Source organism: Agrobacterium sp. 22094 (assembly GCF_052046015.1).
Classification (GTDB): domain Bacteria; phylum Pseudomonadota; class Alphaproteobacteria; order Rhizobiales; family Rhizobiaceae; genus Agrobacterium; species Agrobacterium cavarae.
Genome location: NZ_JBQEPX010000001.1, coordinates 570415 through 586873 on the forward strand (window position 1 = coordinate 570415; position 16459 = coordinate 586873).

The window sequence follows — 16459 nt, forward strand, 5'->3', positions numbered from 1 at the left end:
GCGCTTTCACGACTGTCACAAGTAAGGTTACTGCCCGTCATAATCCCGTTTTTGCTTGCAACGCGCCGAGGGAGTGCCTACCTGAAATGCATGAGCCGGATAGAGCAATATGTTTCTCCGGATGAAGACGAGGACACCGCGCCATGAGCACAACCGGAACGAACCGCATTTTCGATGAATTCGCGAAGCTGATGACTGATGCCGCAGGGGCGGCGCAGGGTGTACGCAAGGAAGTGGAACAGGCTTTTCACGCGCAGGCCGATCGCTGGCTGAACAGTCTCGACGTGGTCAAGCGCGAGGAGTTCGATGCCGTGCGCGAAATGGCGATCAAGGCGCGCGATGAGAATGACGCTCTGCGTGCCAGGATCGAAGCGCTTGAGGCAAAGCTTTCCGGAAACGCTTCCTAAGCCAAATCCGATCTTTGATTTCGGACTTCTGTCAGACAGGCCGTGCCCTCAAAAGGGGCGCGGCCTTTTCAATTCGCGTGCTACCAACCCCCAACCTACGCGAGTGCGGATTCGTACCCAAAGAGCAAGCATTTTCATCAGCATTTTTTTTCACTCTGTGGACACATCCAAAAAGCGCAATCGGCAGAGTCGGTTATGACTCCCAACTGATCCGACGCGCCAAGAGATATCCACGGTTCTCCCCGGAAAATGGGACGACGGGGGGTGGCGCTCGGACTCGCTCGTTATAGACTGATTTTAAATGATGATTCGAAACGAACTCGGTAAGCTCCAGACAGGTTCACTGCGTTAATCTGGCGGCGTCGGGCAATCGTCCTAAATTGATGTACCGGCATTTGTATGTGCGTTTTTGTGCTTTCGTGTGCGAAACAGAACATTCATCTCCGGCTGAAAAGGTGCCGTATGAGCCTAATAGAATTCGAAGTTGAACGTCTCTCCAACCCGGTCGATATGATCGAGTTCGTGGCGGCCGCCAACGATTGGTCTTTCGAGCGCTCGGGCGAGGACGAAATTGCCATGACGGTGGAAGGCCGATGGGCCGACTATCATATTTCGTTTTCCTGGATGGAACAGTTCGAAGCGCTGCATCTCGCCTGCGCCTTCGACATCCGGGTGCCCGACCATCGCGTCAATGAAGTGATCAGGCTTCTCTCGCATGTCAACGGCCAGACGCTCATGGGGCATTTCGACCTGTGGCGCCAGGAAGATGTCATCATCTTCCGTCAGTCTTTGCTTCTGGCAGGCGGTGCCGAGCCGACAAACCAGCAGGTCGAGGTTCTGTTGTCCAGTGCGCTTGAAGCCTGCGAGCAATATTACCAGGCCTTCCAGTTCGTCGTCTGGTCGGGAATGGATGCCAAGGCTGCGATGGATGCAGCCCTGTTCGAGACAGTGGGCGAGGCCTGATACGCGTGCTGTCCTTCGGTTCCAACCCTATCGTTCTCGTCGGCGCCGGCAATATGGGCGGCGCCATGCTTTCTGGCTGGCTGAAGAAGGGCGTTTCCGGCTCTTCGGTGATCGTCATCGATCCTCGCCCTTCCGATGCCATGTCCTCGACACTCAGCAAGGCTGGCGCTCGCCACTGCGAGAGCGCACCGGATGGCGTAACGGCCAGCATTCTGTTTCTTGCCGTCAAGCCGCAATTGATGGATGCGGTGCTGCCGGGCCTGAAAGGTCTGGTCGGTGAAGAGACGGTCATCGTTTCGATCGCCGCAGGCAAGACACTGTCGTCCATCGAGAGCCATCTCGGTGAGGCGGCGACCGTGCGTGCCATGCCCAACACACCCGCCATGGTGGGGCGCGGCGTGACCGGTGCTTATGCCAATGAGCGCGTTTCTGCCGACCAGCGTCAGCTGGTGGAAGAGCTTCTGAAAGTCAGCGGCCCGGTGGAATGGGTTGCGACTGAAGGGGATATCGACGCCGTCACTGCCGTTTCCGGCAGTGGCCCCGCTTATGTTTTCTATCTCGTGGAATGCATGGCAGAGGCAGGTCGCAAAGCCGGCCTGCAGGCGGACCTTGCCATGCGTCTCGCGCGAGAAACCGTCGCGGGGGCTGGTGAGCTTCTTTACCAGTCCTCCGACGATGCATCCAGGCTGCGCCAGAATGTGACGTCTCCCGGCGGCACGACGGCAGCCGCGCTTTCGGTGCTGATGGCCGAAGACGGCATGCAGCCCTTGTTCGACAGGGCGATTGCCGCAGCCAAGACGCGGGCAGAAGAACTGGCGAACTAAAGCATGTCGCGCAAAAGTGGTCACCGGTTTTGCGATAACGACATGCGACAAAACAAGGACTTAAAGCGTAAGGAGCGAATCTGAAAGATCGCGACACGCTTTAAAAGAGGGACACGTATGAGCGCTGAGATCACCTATGCGGATTTCGAAAAGGTCGATATTCGTGTCGGCACCATTGTCGAAGCCGAAGCCTTTCCCGAAGCGCGCAAACCGGCCTTCAAGCTGAAGATCGATTTCGGTCCCGAGATCGGGATCAAGAAGTCGTCCGCCCAGATCACCGTTCACTACACGCTGGACAATCTCATCGGTCGACAGGTGCTTGCCGTCGTCAACTTCCCACCACGACAGATCGGGCCGTTTCGTTCGGAAGTTCTCACCCTCGGTTTTGCTGATGCCAATGGCGATATCGTGCTCGCTGCCGTCGAGCGCGATGTGCCGAACGGTGAGAAGATGTGCTGAGCCCGCATCGCCGCTAAGATCATTCTGACACGGTCAGGCTGGAATTTTCACGATCACCCGTAGCCCACCCAGCGGGCTATCATCCAGCGTCACGTCGCCGCCATGGCTTCTGGCGATATCTCTCACGATCGAAAGACCAAGCCCGGTGCCGGATGCATTGAGGTTTCGCGCTTCATCCAGCCGGAAGAAGGGCTTGAAAACATCCTCTCGGGATTCCGGCGGAATGCCCGGACCGTCATCATCGAAAACCAGGCTGACCGATCGGGGTGCGCGCCGCAGCTCAATGGACAGCGTCTGCGCGTAACGTTGGGCATTGGCGGACAGATTACCGATCAGCCGCGAAAAGGCGTTGGGGCGAACGGAAAGATGTGAGACGCCGTTGAGTTGAAACGTCATCGTCTTGCCGACCATGTGGAAATCGCTCTGCAGTTTCTGCAGCAATGGCTCCACTTCCAGTGTGCCGACATCCTCTTCCGCATCATCGCGGGCGAAGGCGAGATAGGCTTCCAGCATCGACTGCATGTCATCGACATCCTTGTCGAGGCCTTCCAGATCCGGATTGTCGCTCGCAAGTGCGAGTTGAAGCTTGAAGCGGGTGAGGATGGTGCGCAGATCGTGGCTCACACCGTTCAGCATTGCGGTGCGCTGCTCCATCTGCCGCTCAATGCGTTCTCGCATCAGAATGAAGGCGAGGCCCGCGCGTCTGACCTCATCGGCACCCTTGGGCGAATAGGCGGTTATTTTCTGGCCGCGGCCGAAGCTTTCGGCGGCTTTGGCCAGCGCCAGGATCGGTCGGATCTGGCCGCGCAGGAAGAGGATGGAAATGCCCAGCAGAACGAGCGATGCGCCGACCATCCACACAAGGAAGATATGGGTGTTGGATGCATAGGTCTGGTTGCGGCGCGTGAAGATGCGCAACGTCTTATCGTTCAACTGGATGCGGATTTCGACGAGCGATCCATTGCCATAGGTATCGATCCAGAAGGGCCTGCCGATCTGGGCTTTGATCTGATCGGCCAGGATGGAATCGAGGATGGAAAAGAAGGGTTGAGGCCGAGCAGGCGGCAGTTCCGTCTTCGGCTCGATATAGACGCTGAGATCCAGCTTCTCGCGAGCAATATTGATGACGCGCTGATAGTCGTCCTTTTCAGGATCCGTCTCGATCAGTTCGATGATGGCGGCAATGTCGCGCGTAACGGCAGCAGAGAGACGCTCCGTCACCAATTGCCAGTGTCTTTCCATGAAGACAGCCGCGACGACCGCCTGCAACAGAACCATGGGCAGAATGATGATCAGCAGCGAGCGGGTATAGAGCCCGGTGGGCAGCCAGTGCCGCAGCCACCGCACGAAGAAGCGCCACCCTCGTGCCGGGGCGCTGTTTCGGGCGAAACTCATGAAATCGAGGCTTGCCATAGATCACCTGTCCATCCGGCTCTTTTCCGGACGCGCCAGAAGGGTGTGGTTCAATCCACGCTCAGACGGTAGCCGATGCCGCGCACCGTCTGCAAATAGACCGGGTTGGCCGGATCGTCCTCGATCTTGCGCCGAAGGCGATTGATCTGCACGTCGATGGTGCGCTCCCCGACATCCGCGTCCGCATCCACCAGTTCGTGTCTGGGAATGGTATCGCCGGCGCGCAGCGCAAAGAGCATCATGATATCCAGTTCGCGGTCCGTCAGTCGGATCATCTCTGCACCGCGTCGAAGCTCCTTCTTGTGGAGGGAGAAGTTGAACGGCCCGAAGATGATCTGGTCGATTTTTGGCGTGTCCGGCGAGGTGTTGCGTCGCAGGATATTGTTGATGCGCAGCACGAGTTCGCGCGGATCGAAAGGCTTGGCGAGATAGTCGTCGGCGCCCGCCTCAAGGCCGGCAATCCGCGAATCCGCCTCGGAGCGAGCAGTCAGAAGAATGACCGGCACGGTCTTGTTTTCGTTGAGGGATTTCGTCAGCGACAGGCCATTTTCACCCGGCATCATCACGTCGAGGATGAGGAGATCGAACTGGATGCCCTGCATCTTGCGGCGCGCTTCGGCGGCGTCTGCCGCAGCGGTTATGCGGTAGCCCTTATCGCTCAAGAAACGCTGGAGAAGATCGCGGATACGGGCGTCGTCATCGACGATGAGAAGATGGGGGGCGTCGTCATCCGCCGGCTGTTTTGGTGTGGCTGTGGCCATCGTCATTCTGCTCCCGTCGGTTCGTCGTCGCGCATTCTGGCGAGAAATTCAAGAACGCAGGTCCTTGCTTCCGTCGACATGCCCTCCAAAGCCCGCGCGATGCGGCGCGATTGCGGATCGCTCAAGGCAAGCGCCAGTTCACGGCCGGTCAATGTTGGGTAGAGCCTGCGCTGGCGACGGTCTTCGGGTCCCGCCATCTGGCGGATATAGCCGTCGTCGATCAACTGCTTGAGGACCCGTGCGAGGCTCTGCTTGGTGATCTGCAGCGTATCGAGAAGATCGGCGACCGTCATGCCGGGGTTGCGGCAGACGAAATAGACCACACGGTGGTGGGCGCGCCCATAGCCGAGCTTCTCCAGAATGGCGTCAGGATCGGAGACAAAGTCCCGGTAGGCGAAGAAGAAGGCCTCAATCGTGTCGAAGTCGATCTTTGCATCATCGACATGGGGCAGGGCCGGAGCCTGTTTGACGGCAGCCTTTTTCAACGATTGGGCAGGCACTGTTCTTCCTTCACATTACCGAATGTGGACCATCATTATCACGAGATTGGCCCAAATGGTGTCCGACCCGGGCGTCTCTCGATCATTTTCTGTTGCGTTCGATAATATGCCGCAGGTTGAACATCAATGCCGAAGCTCGGCCAAGGCATAGGCAATTGCATGCAAGCAAAAGAGCGCGGACGGGCCGCGCTCTTCGCTACTCATATACGGTGGTACTCTACGCGACTTTACTCGTACACATACACCACGCGGCGCGTGCTTGGTTCAACCAGAACGCGGCGATCGTTGACGCGGACGTAGCTGTACTCGTAGTCAGGAATGGCGACGAGTTCCGCGCTGGCAGGAACGGTCGTGCCGATGGCGACATCGCCCTCGACGCGCACGACGTTGCCCGGATGCTGATCGATATAGGTGATGACCTGCTCCGGCGGGTTTACCTCACCGACGCGACCGAGGTTCGGATCGCCTGGGTTCGGCTCTTCCTGCTGCACGCTGGCCGTCTTCTCGTAGGTCACGACCGGAACTTCGATGTCGGCGCGACGCTCGTGCAGAATGACCGGCGAGCCTTCATACATGACATTCAGGTAATCGGCATTGGCCCAGCCGCGAACGCCGTTGACTTCAATACGGCACCAGGCGCTGCCTTCGAGGCATCCGTCAAGAACCGCATTGCTGCCGCGCGTGGCAAGGCCCACTTCCGGGTAATCTTCGCCCGGGCCGGATCGCACGGAAATGTCAGATGCCGTGGTCGCAACCATGGCTGCATTGGCATAACCGGCGATCAAAGCGAAAGCGCCGCCAGCAATCATCAGTTTCAGCTTCTTGTCCATCTGTCTCTCTCCTTTGAAGACTGGGGCAAGAACGCAGCTTTTGCTTTTCCGTTCCCGGAATCGTGAACACTATGTTTGAAAAAGCACTATGCAGTCTGTTGTAAGGCGCTGATTTACTTACTCCTTTAACATTGTCGACAATGCTTTCCAAGCTTTGCTTTTTTTCACATTTCATTGTGCTGTTGCGCATGGGAGTCTATAGGGAGGGCGGTTTTTTGAAAGCAGGAGGTCATCATGGGAAAATTGCAGGCAGGGATCATTCCGGTCACGCCATTCGAGCAGAACTGCACCATTCTTTTCGATGAAGACACGAAGGAGGGCGTCGTCGTCGATCCGGGCGGAGATGTGGATGTCATCGTTCAGACCGTTGCCGAAAACGGCATCACGCTGAAGGAAATCTGGCTGACCCACGGTCATCTGGATCACGCGGGTGGCGCAAAGGAATTAAAGGAACGTCTGTCGCTGACGATCACCGGCCCGCATGAGGACGATCGTCCGCTGCTCGAGCGGATTGAAACCCAGGCACAGAAATATGGGATCACTGGTCTACAGAACGTGCTTCCCGATCGCTGGCTGAAGGATGGGGATGTGGTGTCTTTCGGCGACCACAGTTTCGAAGTCTATCATTGCCCAGGCCATGCGCCCGGCCACGTCATCTACTATAATCGCGCGCAGAGCTTCGCCCATGTCGGCGACGTGCTGTTTAATGGTTCCGTCGGTCGTACGGACCTGCCCGGCGGAAACCACGAGCAGTTGCTCGCCTCCATCCGCGACAAGGTGCTGCCTCTTGGCGACAATGTGGGGTTCATCTGCGGCCATGGTCCGGGCGGGCGTTTCGGTGAAGAGCGGCGCTCGAACCCTTACCTGCAAAATCTCGGGCCGATCGGGGCTGCGCCTGCGGCTCCACACGCGACTGGGAAAAGCGCAAACTGAAGAGAGGCGAGGGCACCGCTTCTCGATCAGATCCATAAAAAAACCCGGCATTCCTGCCGGGCTTCAACTAGAAGAGAAAGTCGTTGTGGCTCAGCCAGCAATCTGAAGATTGACGGCCTTGGGGCCCTTGCCGCGACGATCCGGTTCCGTGTCGAAGCTCACTTTCTGGTTTTCTGAAAGACCGGACAGGCCGGAAGCCTGTACAGCAGAGATGTGAACAAAGATATCAGCGCCACCATTGTCTGGCTTGATGAAGCCGAAGCCCTTGTCGGTATTGAAGAATTTAACGGTGCCAGTCTCGGCCATGCATCAGGTCCTTTTCGCTCTGCCCGTGTTCAGCTCCAGGCAGCATTACAGTTTTGCCCGCTAGGGCGTACGGCAGGCAGTTCTTGATGTTTGAGAGATTGAACCATCGCCGTGGAAGTCTTGACGTTCTGATCAACGTTTTGTTGTTCCCACCGCTCGAAGTATTGTCTCCGATGCATCTATTTCTAGGTCTTCCCACGCTCGCAAATTGCCCGAACGGCGACAGAGTGATGTGTTTATTTAAAATTGGCAAGCAAAAGTTTTTAGGCGCCAACCACGGTCAATCGGGGGCGTTTTGACGCGTATAACGCGTGGCGCGGAATTTTTTCCCGTCAGGGCGTGGTTAAGAAAACAAAACCATCGTTAGCATTGGAATTTCCGGCAATTTTCGCTCACAGTGATGAAGACTTCATCAACACATGGCTGAGTTCAGGCCATTTCGCCAAGTTTTCGTTGGCGTCTTTTCGTAAGTTCCGGCACCAATTCCACCAGCAAAATGGCGGCAAAGATGATGGCGCAGCCAATGTAACCCGCCGTCGGGATGATCTCTCCCAGAAACAGGGATGCAAAGAGGGCACCGAACAGAGCCTCGGAGGACAGGAAGATCGCCGCTTGTGGCGCGGTGGTATAGCGCTGGCCGATGACCTGGAGAACGAAGGCAAGACCGGACGAGACGAGCCCCACATAGAGGATCTCGCGGATCGAAGCGGCGATCGCCTGTGTATTGATCGGCTCGAAGCCAGCGCCGATGATCATGCTGAGAATGGCGCAGACGGAAAACTGGGCGCAGGAAAGGGCAAGCGGTCGATTGCTGGCCATGACCGCACGCCCGGCAAGTGTGATCTGCACAGCCCAGAAGAAGGCGCAGGTGATGCTGAGGAAATCCCCTGTCGTCAGACCGCTGAAGGCGCCGCCCGAGAGGAGGAAGATGCCGATCAGCATCATCGTGGCGCCCGGCCAGACGACCCAGTGCGGATAACGCCGATAGATCAGAACGGCGATGACCGGCACGAAGATGACGTAGAGCGCCGTCAGAAAACTGGAATTGGTGACGGAGGTGGTCAGCAATCCCACCTGCTGGGTGGTTGCACCCATGAACAGTGCCAATCCCACCAAGCCGAAGGCGCGGTATTCCGCCTTGCTGGGTTTTGAGCCCATACGGCGCGTTTCCATGAGCGCGAAAGGCAGGACCGCAAGGGCCGCTACGGCGAAGCGCAAGCCGACGAACCAGAACGGACCGATGGATTCCATGGCCGTGGACTGGGCGACGAAACCGCCGCCCCAGATCGCGGCAGCAAGAAGCAGTACGAGGTTTGCCTGAATGCGCGTCATTCTTCACCATCAGAAGCAACTGTCCGTTGCTTCATCGTCTTGTCGAAAAGGCGATCCGTTACCCCTCAGGCCCGACAAGCAGAGGTGCTCGGTAAAACCGGCGGTGTTGCATGGAGCAGCAGATCTTGACCCTGAAGATGGCGGAGATATCGCTACGTATCGTAGCAGGTGCCTCGGACAGCCATTTCATCGGTGCTCTATCAGCAAGGGCGGGGTTCGGCAAGGCACGGGCAGGCGCGGTCAGTCACGGTCGCGGCGCAGACGGCTTTCGCGAATGCTGCTGAGCGTCAAGAGCACGCCGCCGACCGCCATGGTGCCAAAGCCGAGCACCACGAGGCCGGTGACGAAGATGCGATCCGATGCCTTTGAAATTGGTGCGCTGGCAATGGCCGATGTCGTCATGGGATCGACCGCTTCCGAAGCGTCGGAAGAGGTCGCAAGACCCGCTGCCATGGTGAGGATGACCATGATGGCCGCAAGCGCCATCCAAAGAGAGAACAGCATCTTTTGTATCTTCAGCCGATCTGCCAAATTCCGGTCATTCGTAAGCATCGCCGTGGTCCTTGTCTCTTCTGCCCGCGTGTCAAAAAGAGGCTTGGAAGTGGACCCCTTGGAGACCGAATTTCGTCAGTCCGGCGTATTTATTGTGGCGAAAAAAAGACACCAGTTAACGGGAGGTTAAGGCTGGTAAATCTGCCGATTTTTTTGGCGTCTGCCCGTTTGTGGCGTCATGACCGGGCTCGCGTCGACACGATATCTTTCAGGCATGGACGCGGTTTCATGTGGGCGGGGCCAATCGCCCATTCTGCAACAAAGTAAATACGACTCATCTTATCTTTTGATGGGTTTTGACCTTGAAAGACTTTCGGTCTTTCGACATACCACTTGCCGCAGAGGGCGGCGTTCCGCCTGCAACTTCTGTCGATGTCAACTTCAATAGGACCGATAAAAATGGCCTTCCTTGCCGACATTCTCTCCCGCGTAAAGCCATCCGCCACCATCGCCGTTTCGCAGAAAGCTCGCGAACTTCAGGCACAGGGTCGCGATGTGATTGGCCTTGGCGCCGGCGAGCCGGATTTCGATACGCCCGACAATATCAAGGAAGCAGCCATTGCCGCTATCAAAGCGGGCAAGACGAAATACACGCCTGTCTCCGGTATTCCGGAACTGCGCAAGGCGATTGCCGAGAAGTTCAAGCGCGAGAACGGTCTGGACTACAAGCCCGAGCAGACGATTGTCGGCACCGGTGGAAAGCAGATTCTTTTCAACGCCTTCATGGCAACCCTTAACCCGGGCGACGAAGTCGTTATTCCAGCACCTTACTGGGTGAGTTATCCGGAAATGGTGGCGATCTGCGGCGGTACGCCGGTTTTCGTCAACACCACGCTGGAAGACAACTTCAAACTGAAGCCGGAAGCACTTGAAAAGGCGATCACGCCGAAGACCAAGTGGTTCATCTTCAACTCGCCATCCAACCCGTCGGGCGCGGCCTACAGCCACGATGAGCTGAAGGCGTTGACCGACGTTCTCGTCAAGCATCCACATGTCTGGATCCTGACCGACGACATGTATGAGCACCTGACCTATGGCGACTTCAAGTTCGTGACGCCGGTGGAAGTGGAGCCTTCGCTCTATGACCGCACGCTGACGATGAACGGCGTTTCCAAGGCCTATGCCATGACCGGATGGCGTATCGGCTATGCAGCTGGTCCGCTGCAACTGATCAAGGCGATGGACATGATCCAGGGTCAGCAGACCTCGGGTGCCACGTCGATTGCCCAGTGGGCAGCCGTCGAGGCTCTGAACGGTAGCCAGGACTTCATTCCGGCCAACAAGAAGATCTTCGAAGGCCGTCGTGACCTCGTCGTCTCCATGCTGAACCAGGCCAAGGGCATCAATTGCCCGGTTCCAGAAGGCGCGTTCTACGTCTACCCATCCTGTGCCGGCCTGATCGGCAAGACGGCACCGTCCGGCAAGGTGATCGAGACCGACGAAGATTTCGTCACCGAGCTTCTTGAAACGGAAGGTGTCGCGGTCGTTCACGGCTCCGCCTTCGGTCTCGGTCCGAACTTCCGCATTTCCTACGCGACGTCGGAGAAGCTTCTGGAAGAGGCCTGCAACCGCATTCAGCGTTTCTGCGCCAATTGCCGCTAAGCCTTGAAGTGAACTCTGAAAAGAAACCCGGCAGCGATGCCGGGTTTTTTATTGCTCGATGAGCTGGTCGATGTCGTCCCAGGCATAGACGATATTGTCCGAGCGCCAGATCGGCCCGGGGTCGCGAAACTCTCCGATCTTGCGTGCGCGAAGCGCTTCGTAAAATCTGCAGGCGGGCTCATTTCCCTTGACGACACTGAGGGCAACGGCGCCGTAGCCGATCGTTTTGGCGTGAAGTGCCAGGTCCTTGAGAAGACGCTTACCGATCCCCTGCCGTTGGAAGCTGGAAAGGATGTAGAGGTTCTTGATCTCTGCGCGGGACCCGAAGACCGGGTCCGACGGCTGGCCGATCGCGCCGATGCCGACGACCTCGCCTTTTACCTCCGCCATCTGAACCAGTTGGTGCGGCTCTGCCTCGGACAGTTTCCTCGTCCAATAGCGAAGCCGGTGCTCCTCATTGAGCGCTGCGATGACGGAAGGGGAGGCCAGCTCCCGCATCGTCTCCCTCCAGACGTCGACATGGAGACGCGCGATGGCCTGCGCATCGCTCAATTGGGCCCTTCTGACGTCAAACAACCTACGTCCTCACAGCCCAAGAAACAGCAGCATGATGAAGGTGGCAAAGAGGATCAGATGCGTCATGCCTTCGATGGCATTGGTTTCACCGTCATTGAGGTTGATGGCAGCGACAATGAGGGTGATGAAGACCATGACCGTCTGGACCGGTGTCATCGCCATGATGAAGGGTTGGCCGGAATAGAGCGCGATCGCTTCCATGACCGGAACGGTGAGGATGACCGTCGAAAGCGAGGCGCCCATGGCAATATTGACGACGGGCTGCATGCGGTTGCGCAAGGCGGCACGCATGGCGGTGAGGATTTCCGGTGCCGCCGAAATGGTGGCAACGACAACAGCCATCAGGCCCTCCGGCGCGCCGCTTCCTTCCAGCCCATGGGTGAGGAAGGTGGCCATGAATTCCGCCAGAACGCCGATCAGCACCACGCCGACGAGAATGACGCCGATCGAATAGGCGGCCGAATTGTCCTCTTCACTGTCGCCATGCGCATTGCCTTCCGGGGCGGCCTTTTTACGATCTGCACGCGGGTAGCTGTAGCTGAAGAAATAGCTGTGCGGGCCGACCTGCATTTTGAGGAAGAGGCCGTAGAGCGCGATCATCGCGACAATGGTGAAGGCGGAATAGAGGTGCCACTTCGCTTCCGGTACGAATTCCGGCACGATCATCGAAATGCCCATGGCCGTCAGGATCATCACGCCATAAGTGCGACCGGAGTCGTCATTGTAGGGTTGCTCCCCATGACGAAGCCCGCCCAGCAGTGCGGCCAGACCAAGAATGCCATTGATGTCGATCATCACCGCCGAGTAGATCGTATCGCGCACCAGGGTAGGGGAACTCGACTCGCTCATGATGATGGCGAGGATCAGCACCTCGACCGCGACAGCGGACAGGGTAAGGATCATCGTGCCGTAGGGGTCTCCGACCTTTGCCGCGAGGATTTCCGCGTGATGGGCAACCCGCATGGACACCGCGACGATCACGGCAATCAGCGCCGCCGCAACGACGAAGGAGAGTGCCTTGCTTGCTTCCAGCACGCTATGTTCTGCCAGATAGGCGACAATCGCGACTGGAACGGCCAGCAACAGCATGCGCTCCTGCTTCAAAGTGGTGGCGACGGACATCTTTCCTCCAGATCTCAGAGCCGTTCGGGAATACCGGCTCTGTTGCTGCAACTTTTCGGTCCTGCACATTTTCACGCCCAACTGTGAGCAGGCGAAAATGTTTTGGGCCGATGATCTTTTCAGTGACAGGTCGAGAGGCGGGTTTGCACTCTTGGCCATTTGGTAGGATAGTGAGCGCGAGGACATGATAACGAAACCGCGATCTCAGTCCTGAAATGCCTGTTTGCGGTATTGGTTGTCAATCTTCTCCAAGCATAACAGGAGGATATGCGCATGACCAAGGTGTGTTATGAAATCGTCGAGCACGATGGCGGCTGGGCGTACCGAATGAACGGTGCCTATTCCGAAGCCTTCCCCACGCACTCCGACGCCGTCCAGGCTGCGAAGATCGCCGCTGCCGAACAGCAGGTTGGCGGTGAGGACGAGGAAATCAGCTACCAGGACGAACGCGGACGCTGGCACGAAGAGTTCAGTCAGGGCGGCGACAGGCCGGAAGCTGAAGTCGTCGATACCTATGTCCAACGACAGGCTGGCACCCCCGGTTGACTTCTCTCGGGGGGACTTAAAGCGTGTCGCGATCTTTCAGATTCGCTCCATACGCTTCAAGCCCTTGCTTTGTCGCATGTCGTTATCGCAAAACGGGTGACCACTTTTGTGCGGACCATGCCTTAGCGCTTGGATGATGGCGCTTCGGGATCAGTTGCTTTCAGATGTGCTTTCAGCCCATCCACCAACGCAGTGAAGACCGCACGGCAGCGTGGCGAGGTCCGAAGATTTTCGTGCATGGCAACCCAGGTGTGAAGTGCCACTTCGAACTCCGGCAGGATGTGCTTTAGCCTCTCATCGCGTTTGGCCAGTCCGATCTGGCACATGCCAATACCCGCACCCGCGCGCACCAGCGCAAGTTGGGCCAGATTGCTATCGGCGCGCGTGGCGAAAGGAATTTGATCGGCGTCGGGGATCGCCGGATTTTCTTTCTTCATGTTCTGAAGAATGGCTCTGATAAAGGGCGTCTTGCGATCGAAGCCGACCAGCCGGTGCTCCTCCAGATCCTCTTTCTTCATCGGCGTTCCCATTTTCTGCAGGTAACTGCTTGTCGCGTGGAAGCCGACGCGAAAATTGCCGACATAGCGCATGACGATTGCATCCTGGACCGGCTCGGTCATGCGAATGGCGATGTCCGCCTCCCGCCGCAGCAGATCCTCGATGGTGTCGGAGAGCGAAAGCTCGATTTCGAGCTTTGGATAGGTGTCCTGCATCGCGGCGATGATGGGTGGCAGGACCTCCACCCCAATCACATCCGAGGCGCTGATGCGCACGGCACCTTCGATCTTGCCGACCTCGCCGGAGGCGGCACGCACAAGCGCCGCTGCGGTGGCAGACAGATTTTCCGCATAGGGCTTCAAGGCAATAGCGGCATCGGTGGGAACAAGGCCGTGGGGCGAGCGGATGAAGAGCTGATAGCCGATCGCTTCTTCAAGAGCACCAATATGGCGACCGACGGTTGGTTGTGTGATGCCAAGTTCTCTTGCCGCCGCTGACAGCGAGCCGTCTCGCAGCACGCTGAGGAAGGTACGGTAGTAATCCCAACTGATTTCGCGATCGACGATCATAATTTTTGTATGGCCGGTAAACGTGTTTAGCTAATTCTGTATAGCAATCTTTTCATCCATGCTCCAGTCCAGAAACAATTGCTTAGAAAGATTGGAGTTCATCATGGCCGAGGAAAAAGAGCGCGAGCAGCAAACAGCATTGGTTCTTGGCGCCCGCGGTGGCATTGGCGGGCACATTACCGAAGCTCTGCTTGGACGCGGCTGGAAGGTACGGGCGCTCGTCAGGGATAAGGTGCTAAGCTCTCACCACCCGATGATCGAATGGTGCGTCGGTGACGTGATGATAGCGGAAGATGTAGTGCGGGCCGCGCGAGGTGTCTCGCTCATCGTTCATGCGGTCAACCCACCCGGTTATAGAAACTGGGAGACGCTTGTTCTCCCCATGCTCGATAGTGCCATCAATGCGGCGGAGACAGTCGGTGCGCGCATATTGCTGCCCGGCACCGTCTATAATTTCGGCCCCGATGCGTTTCCCTTGCTGAAGGAGGACAGCCCGCAGACGCCGACGACGCGCAAGGGAAAGATCCGTGTGGAGATGGAAGAGCGGCTGCGCGCGGCATCAACGTGCGGCGTGCCGGTGCTGATTGTTCGCGCCGGAGATTTCTTTGGACCGAAGGCGCGCAACAACTGGTTCAGCCAGGGTCTCATTCAGCCCGGAAAGCCTGTGCGCGCCATCTCCAATCCGGGAAGACCCGGGATCGGCCACCAATGGGCCTATCTTCCGGATGTGGCGGAAACGATGATGCGTCTGCTTGAGCGTGCCGATGAGCTACCACCCTTCGCTGTCTTTCACTTGGAAGGCTTCTGGGACGCGAACGGGCGCCACTTGCCCGCCGCTATCGAGCGCGTCGTCGGGCACCACGTTAAGATGAAGCGCGTTCCATGGTGGTTGTTTCGCATCTGCGCACCCTTCGTCCCGCTGTTCAAGGAAGTCCTGGAGATGCGTTATCTCTGGCAAAAGGAAGTGCGGATGAGCAACGAGAAGCTTGTGGCGTTTCTTGGCGACGAGCCGTGCACGCCAATCGATGCGGCCGTCTTTGCGACGCTTCAGGATTTGGATTGCCTTGGGCCATATCCTGCCGGCTCAGGGATGGACCTGGCCCGCAACGAAAGCCGCGCACCCGTTTGAGGTGCGCGGCGTTCAATCTATGATCAGGCAAGCGCCGGATAGTCGGTGTAGCCTTCTGCGCCGCCGCCGTAGAAGGTCTGCTGGTTCGGTTCGTTCAGCGGCGCATTATCCTTCAGGCGCTGAACGAGATCCGGATTGGCGATGAAGGCCTTGCCAAAGGCAATGGCATCGGCCTTGCCGCTGTCTACGGCTTCGATGGCGGATGCGCGGTCATAGCCATTATTGGCGATCCACAGTCCCTTGCCGCCGGCTTCAACATAAGCGGCTTTCAGGGCAGCGTAATCGAAAGGCTTGTCGCCCTGCTTGAAATCACGCGGGCCACCGGTTGCGCCTTCGATCACGTGGATGAAAGCAAGGCCTCGGGAGCCAAGCTCTTTTACGACGTAGTCGAAGAGTGGCTGCGGGTCGGTCTCGACAATGTCGTTGGCAGGCGTGACGGGAGACAGACGAATGCCGGTGCGGCCCGCACCAATCTCCTTGGCAACGATGTCCACCACTTCCAGCAGGAAGCGTGCACGGTTCTCAATCGAGCCGCCATAGTTATCGGTGCGCTGGTTGGTGCCGGACTTCAGGAACTGGTCGATCAGGTAGCCATTGGCGGCATGGATCTCGACGCCGTCGAAACCTGCCTCTATGGCAGCACGTGCGCCCTTGCGAAAATCTTCCAGGATGACGGGAATTTCAGCGGTGCCAAGTTCGCGCGGCTCGGAGGTTTCGGCGAAGGACCCGGTACCGTCATCGTTGATGATGTAGGTCTTGGACTTTGCCTTGATGGCAGACGGTGCGACGGGCTGGCCGCCATGCGGCTGCAGCGAGGTGTGCGAGATACGCCCGACATGCCAGATCTGCGCGACGATCTTGCCGCCCACTTTGTGAACGCCATCGGTGACCTTCTGCCAGCCTTCAATTGCTTCCTGCTTGTAGAGGCCGGGAACATCGGCATAGCCCTGGCCCTGCTGCGAGACGGGTGTGCCTTCGGTGATGATCAGGCCTGCGGTTGCCCGCTGCTCGTAATAGGTGGCGTTGAGGTTGTTCGGGATCGCACCCGGGGACCGATTGCGGGTAAGCGGCGCCATAACGATGCGGTTTGCCAGGGCGATATCGCCAGCCTGCGCGGGTTCGAACAGTTTGGTCATG

Annotated in this window: 19 protein-coding genes; 8 read left to right on the forward strand and 11 right to left on the reverse strand. The window is 57.9% G+C overall.

The features are described 5' to 3' along the window. The first annotated feature begins 143 nt into the window (after positions 1–143). From ACTJK5_RS02740 to ACTJK5_RS02755, 4 genes are all read left to right on the forward strand, one after another. Complete coding sequence (locus ACTJK5_RS02740) at positions 144–407, forward strand: accessory factor UbiK family protein (protein ID WP_062426406.1); 264 nt, start codon at positions 144–146, stop codon at positions 405–407. Positions 408–869: 462 nt separating this feature from the next. Next, the gene (locus ACTJK5_RS02745; RefSeq protein WP_062440311.1) at positions 870–1370 is read left to right on the forward strand and encodes a YbjN domain-containing protein; all 501 of its coding nucleotides are present in this window, start codon (positions 870–872) and stop codon (positions 1368–1370) included. 8 nt (positions 1371–1378) lie between these two features. After that, on the forward strand, positions 1379–2194 hold the full coding sequence (gene proC, locus ACTJK5_RS02750; protein WP_440612554.1) for a pyrroline-5-carboxylate reductase: 816 nt from the start codon (positions 1379–1381) through the stop codon (positions 2192–2194). Between the two features lie 117 nt (positions 2195–2311). Beyond that, positions 2312–2653: a tRNA-binding protein gene (locus tag ACTJK5_RS02755; RefSeq protein WP_112956711.1), complete on the forward strand. Its 342-nt coding sequence runs from the start codon at positions 2312–2314 to the stop codon at positions 2651–2653. A gap of 33 nt (positions 2654–2686) precedes the next feature. On the opposite strand, the gene ACTJK5_RS02760 is transcribed toward ACTJK5_RS02755, so the two are convergent. The 4 genes from ACTJK5_RS02760 to ACTJK5_RS02775 form a co-directional block, all read right to left on the reverse strand. Further along, entirely contained in the window at positions 2687–4066 is a 1380-nt protein-coding gene (locus ACTJK5_RS02760; RefSeq protein WP_333631788.1) for an ATP-binding protein, read from the reverse strand. Between the two features lie 50 nt (positions 4067–4116). Beyond that, positions 4117–4827, reverse strand: a complete 711-nt coding sequence (locus ACTJK5_RS02765) for a response regulator (RefSeq protein ID WP_062426411.1) — start codon at positions 4825–4827, stop codon at positions 4117–4119. 2 nt (positions 4828–4829) lie between these two features. Continuing rightward, the gene (locus ACTJK5_RS02770; RefSeq protein WP_440611789.1) at positions 4830–5327 is read right to left on the reverse strand and encodes a MarR family winged helix-turn-helix transcriptional regulator; all 498 of its coding nucleotides are present in this window, start codon (positions 5325–5327) and stop codon (positions 4830–4832) included. Between the two features lie 227 nt (positions 5328–5554). Then, positions 5555–6157 (reverse strand): DUF1236 domain-containing protein, encoded by a 603-nt coding sequence (locus ACTJK5_RS02775; RefSeq protein ID WP_062426413.1) that lies wholly within the window; start codon positions 6155–6157, stop codon positions 5555–5557. Between the two features lie 234 nt (positions 6158–6391). On the opposite strand from ACTJK5_RS02775, the gene ACTJK5_RS02780 reads away from it, so the two are divergent. Beyond that, positions 6392–7090: an MBL fold metallo-hydrolase gene (locus ACTJK5_RS02780; RefSeq protein WP_440611790.1), complete on the forward strand. Its 699-nt coding sequence runs from the start codon at positions 6392–6394 to the stop codon at positions 7088–7090. 90 nt (positions 7091–7180) lie between these two features. Here the strand turns inward: ACTJK5_RS02780 and ACTJK5_RS02785 are convergent, their stop codons facing one another. From ACTJK5_RS02785 to ACTJK5_RS02795, 3 genes are all read right to left on the reverse strand, one after another. Next, positions 7181–7396, reverse strand: coding sequence for a cold-shock protein (locus ACTJK5_RS02785; RefSeq protein ID WP_003494703.1), 216 nt, complete (start codon positions 7394–7396; stop codon positions 7181–7183). 429 nt (positions 7397–7825) lie between these two features. Further along, positions 7826–8728: a DMT family transporter gene (locus tag ACTJK5_RS02790; RefSeq protein ID WP_113227126.1), complete on the reverse strand. Its 903-nt coding sequence runs from the start codon at positions 8726–8728 to the stop codon at positions 7826–7828. 240 nt (positions 8729–8968) lie between these two features. After that, a complete protein-coding gene (locus ACTJK5_RS02795; protein WP_162686516.1) occupies positions 8969–9232 on the reverse strand; it encodes a hypothetical protein in 264 nt (87 codons plus the stop codon). A 447-nt stretch (positions 9233–9679) separates the two neighbouring features. Between ACTJK5_RS02795 and ACTJK5_RS02800 the strand changes: the two genes are divergently transcribed. Continuing rightward, a complete protein-coding gene (locus ACTJK5_RS02800; protein WP_062426417.1) occupies positions 9680–10882 on the forward strand; it encodes a pyridoxal phosphate-dependent aminotransferase in 1203 nt (400 codons plus the stop codon). Positions 10883–10930: 48 nt separating this feature from the next. Here the strand turns inward: ACTJK5_RS02800 and ACTJK5_RS02805 are convergent, their stop codons facing one another. Continuing rightward, positions 10931–11434, reverse strand: coding sequence for an N-acetyltransferase family protein (locus ACTJK5_RS02805; protein WP_440611791.1), 504 nt, complete (start codon positions 11432–11434; stop codon positions 10931–10933). 33 nt (positions 11435–11467) lie between these two features. Further along, positions 11468–12580 (reverse strand): calcium:proton antiporter, encoded by a 1113-nt coding sequence (locus ACTJK5_RS02810; protein WP_427928665.1) that lies wholly within the window; start codon positions 12578–12580, stop codon positions 11468–11470. Positions 12581–12853: 273 nt separating this feature from the next. Here ACTJK5_RS02810 and ACTJK5_RS02815 point away from each other — a divergent pair, with 273 nt between their 5' ends. Then, on the forward strand, positions 12854–13126 hold the full coding sequence (locus ACTJK5_RS02815) for a DUF2188 domain-containing protein (protein ID WP_113178055.1): 273 nt from the start codon (positions 12854–12856) through the stop codon (positions 13124–13126). 122 nt (positions 13127–13248) lie between these two features. On the opposite strand, the gene ACTJK5_RS02820 is transcribed toward ACTJK5_RS02815, so the two are convergent. Then, positions 13249–14193 (reverse strand): LysR family transcriptional regulator, encoded by a 945-nt coding sequence (locus ACTJK5_RS02820; protein WP_062598664.1) that lies wholly within the window; start codon positions 14191–14193, stop codon positions 13249–13251. Between the two features lie 103 nt (positions 14194–14296). Here ACTJK5_RS02820 and ACTJK5_RS02825 point away from each other — a divergent pair, with 103 nt between their 5' ends. After that, a complete protein-coding gene (locus ACTJK5_RS02825; protein ID WP_440611792.1) occupies positions 14297–15322 on the forward strand; it encodes an NAD-dependent epimerase/dehydratase family protein in 1026 nt (341 codons plus the stop codon). Positions 15323–15345: 23 nt separating this feature from the next. On the opposite strand, the gene ACTJK5_RS02830 is transcribed toward ACTJK5_RS02825, so the two are convergent. Continuing rightward, positions 15346–16458, reverse strand: a complete 1113-nt coding sequence (locus ACTJK5_RS02830) for an alkene reductase (RefSeq protein WP_440611793.1) — start codon at positions 16456–16458, stop codon at positions 15346–15348. Position 16459: the final 1 nt, after the last annotated feature.

Coding starts and splice junctions, on each gene's coding strand:
- ACTJK5_RS02760 (WP_333631788.1), bottom strand. CDS start 4,066: ATGGCAAGCCTCGATTTCATGAGTTTCGCCCGAAACAGCGCCCCGGCA.
- ACTJK5_RS02765 (WP_062426411.1), bottom strand. CDS start 4,827: ATGGCCACAGCCACACCAAAACAGCCGGCGGATGACGACGCCCCCCAT.
- ACTJK5_RS02815 (WP_113178055.1), top strand. CDS start 12,854: ATGACCAAGGTGTGTTATGAAATCGTCGAGCACGATGGCGGCTGGGCG.
- ACTJK5_RS02825 (WP_440611792.1), top strand. CDS start 14,297: ATGGCCGAGGAAAAAGAGCGCGAGCAGCAAACAGCATTGGTTCTTGGC.
- ACTJK5_RS02785 (WP_003494703.1), bottom strand. CDS start 7,396: ATGGCCGAGACTGGCACCGTTAAATTCTTCAATACCGACAAGGGCTTC.
- ACTJK5_RS02795 (WP_162686516.1), bottom strand. CDS start 9,232: ATGCTGTTCTCTCTTTGGATGGCGCTTGCGGCCATCATGGTCATCCTC.
- ACTJK5_RS02780 (WP_440611790.1), top strand. CDS start 6,392: ATGGGAAAATTGCAGGCAGGGATCATTCCGGTCACGCCATTCGAGCAG.
- ACTJK5_RS02775 (WP_062426413.1), bottom strand. CDS start 6,157: ATGGACAAGAAGCTGAAACTGATGATTGCTGGCGGCGCTTTCGCTTTG.
- ACTJK5_RS02810 (WP_427928665.1), bottom strand. CDS start 12,580: ATGTCCGTCGCCACCACTTTGAAGCAGGAGCGCATGCTGTTGCTGGCC.
- ACTJK5_RS02820 (WP_062598664.1), bottom strand. CDS start 14,193: ATGATCGTCGATCGCGAAATCAGTTGGGATTACTACCGTACCTTCCTC.
- ACTJK5_RS02745 (WP_062440311.1), top strand. CDS start 870: ATGAGCCTAATAGAATTCGAAGTTGAACGTCTCTCCAACCCGGTCGAT.
- ACTJK5_RS02800 (WP_062426417.1), top strand. CDS start 9,680: ATGGCCTTCCTTGCCGACATTCTCTCCCGCGTAAAGCCATCCGCCACC.
- ACTJK5_RS02740 (WP_062426406.1), top strand. CDS start 144: ATGAGCACAACCGGAACGAACCGCATTTTCGATGAATTCGCGAAGCTG.
- ACTJK5_RS02790 (WP_113227126.1), bottom strand. CDS start 8,728: ATGACGCGCATTCAGGCAAACCTCGTACTGCTTCTTGCTGCCGCGATC.
- ACTJK5_RS02830 (WP_440611793.1), bottom strand. CDS start 16,458: ATGACCAAACTGTTCGAACCCGCGCAGGCTGGCGATATCGCCCTGGCA.
- ACTJK5_RS02755 (WP_112956711.1), top strand. CDS start 2,312: ATGAGCGCTGAGATCACCTATGCGGATTTCGAAAAGGTCGATATTCGT.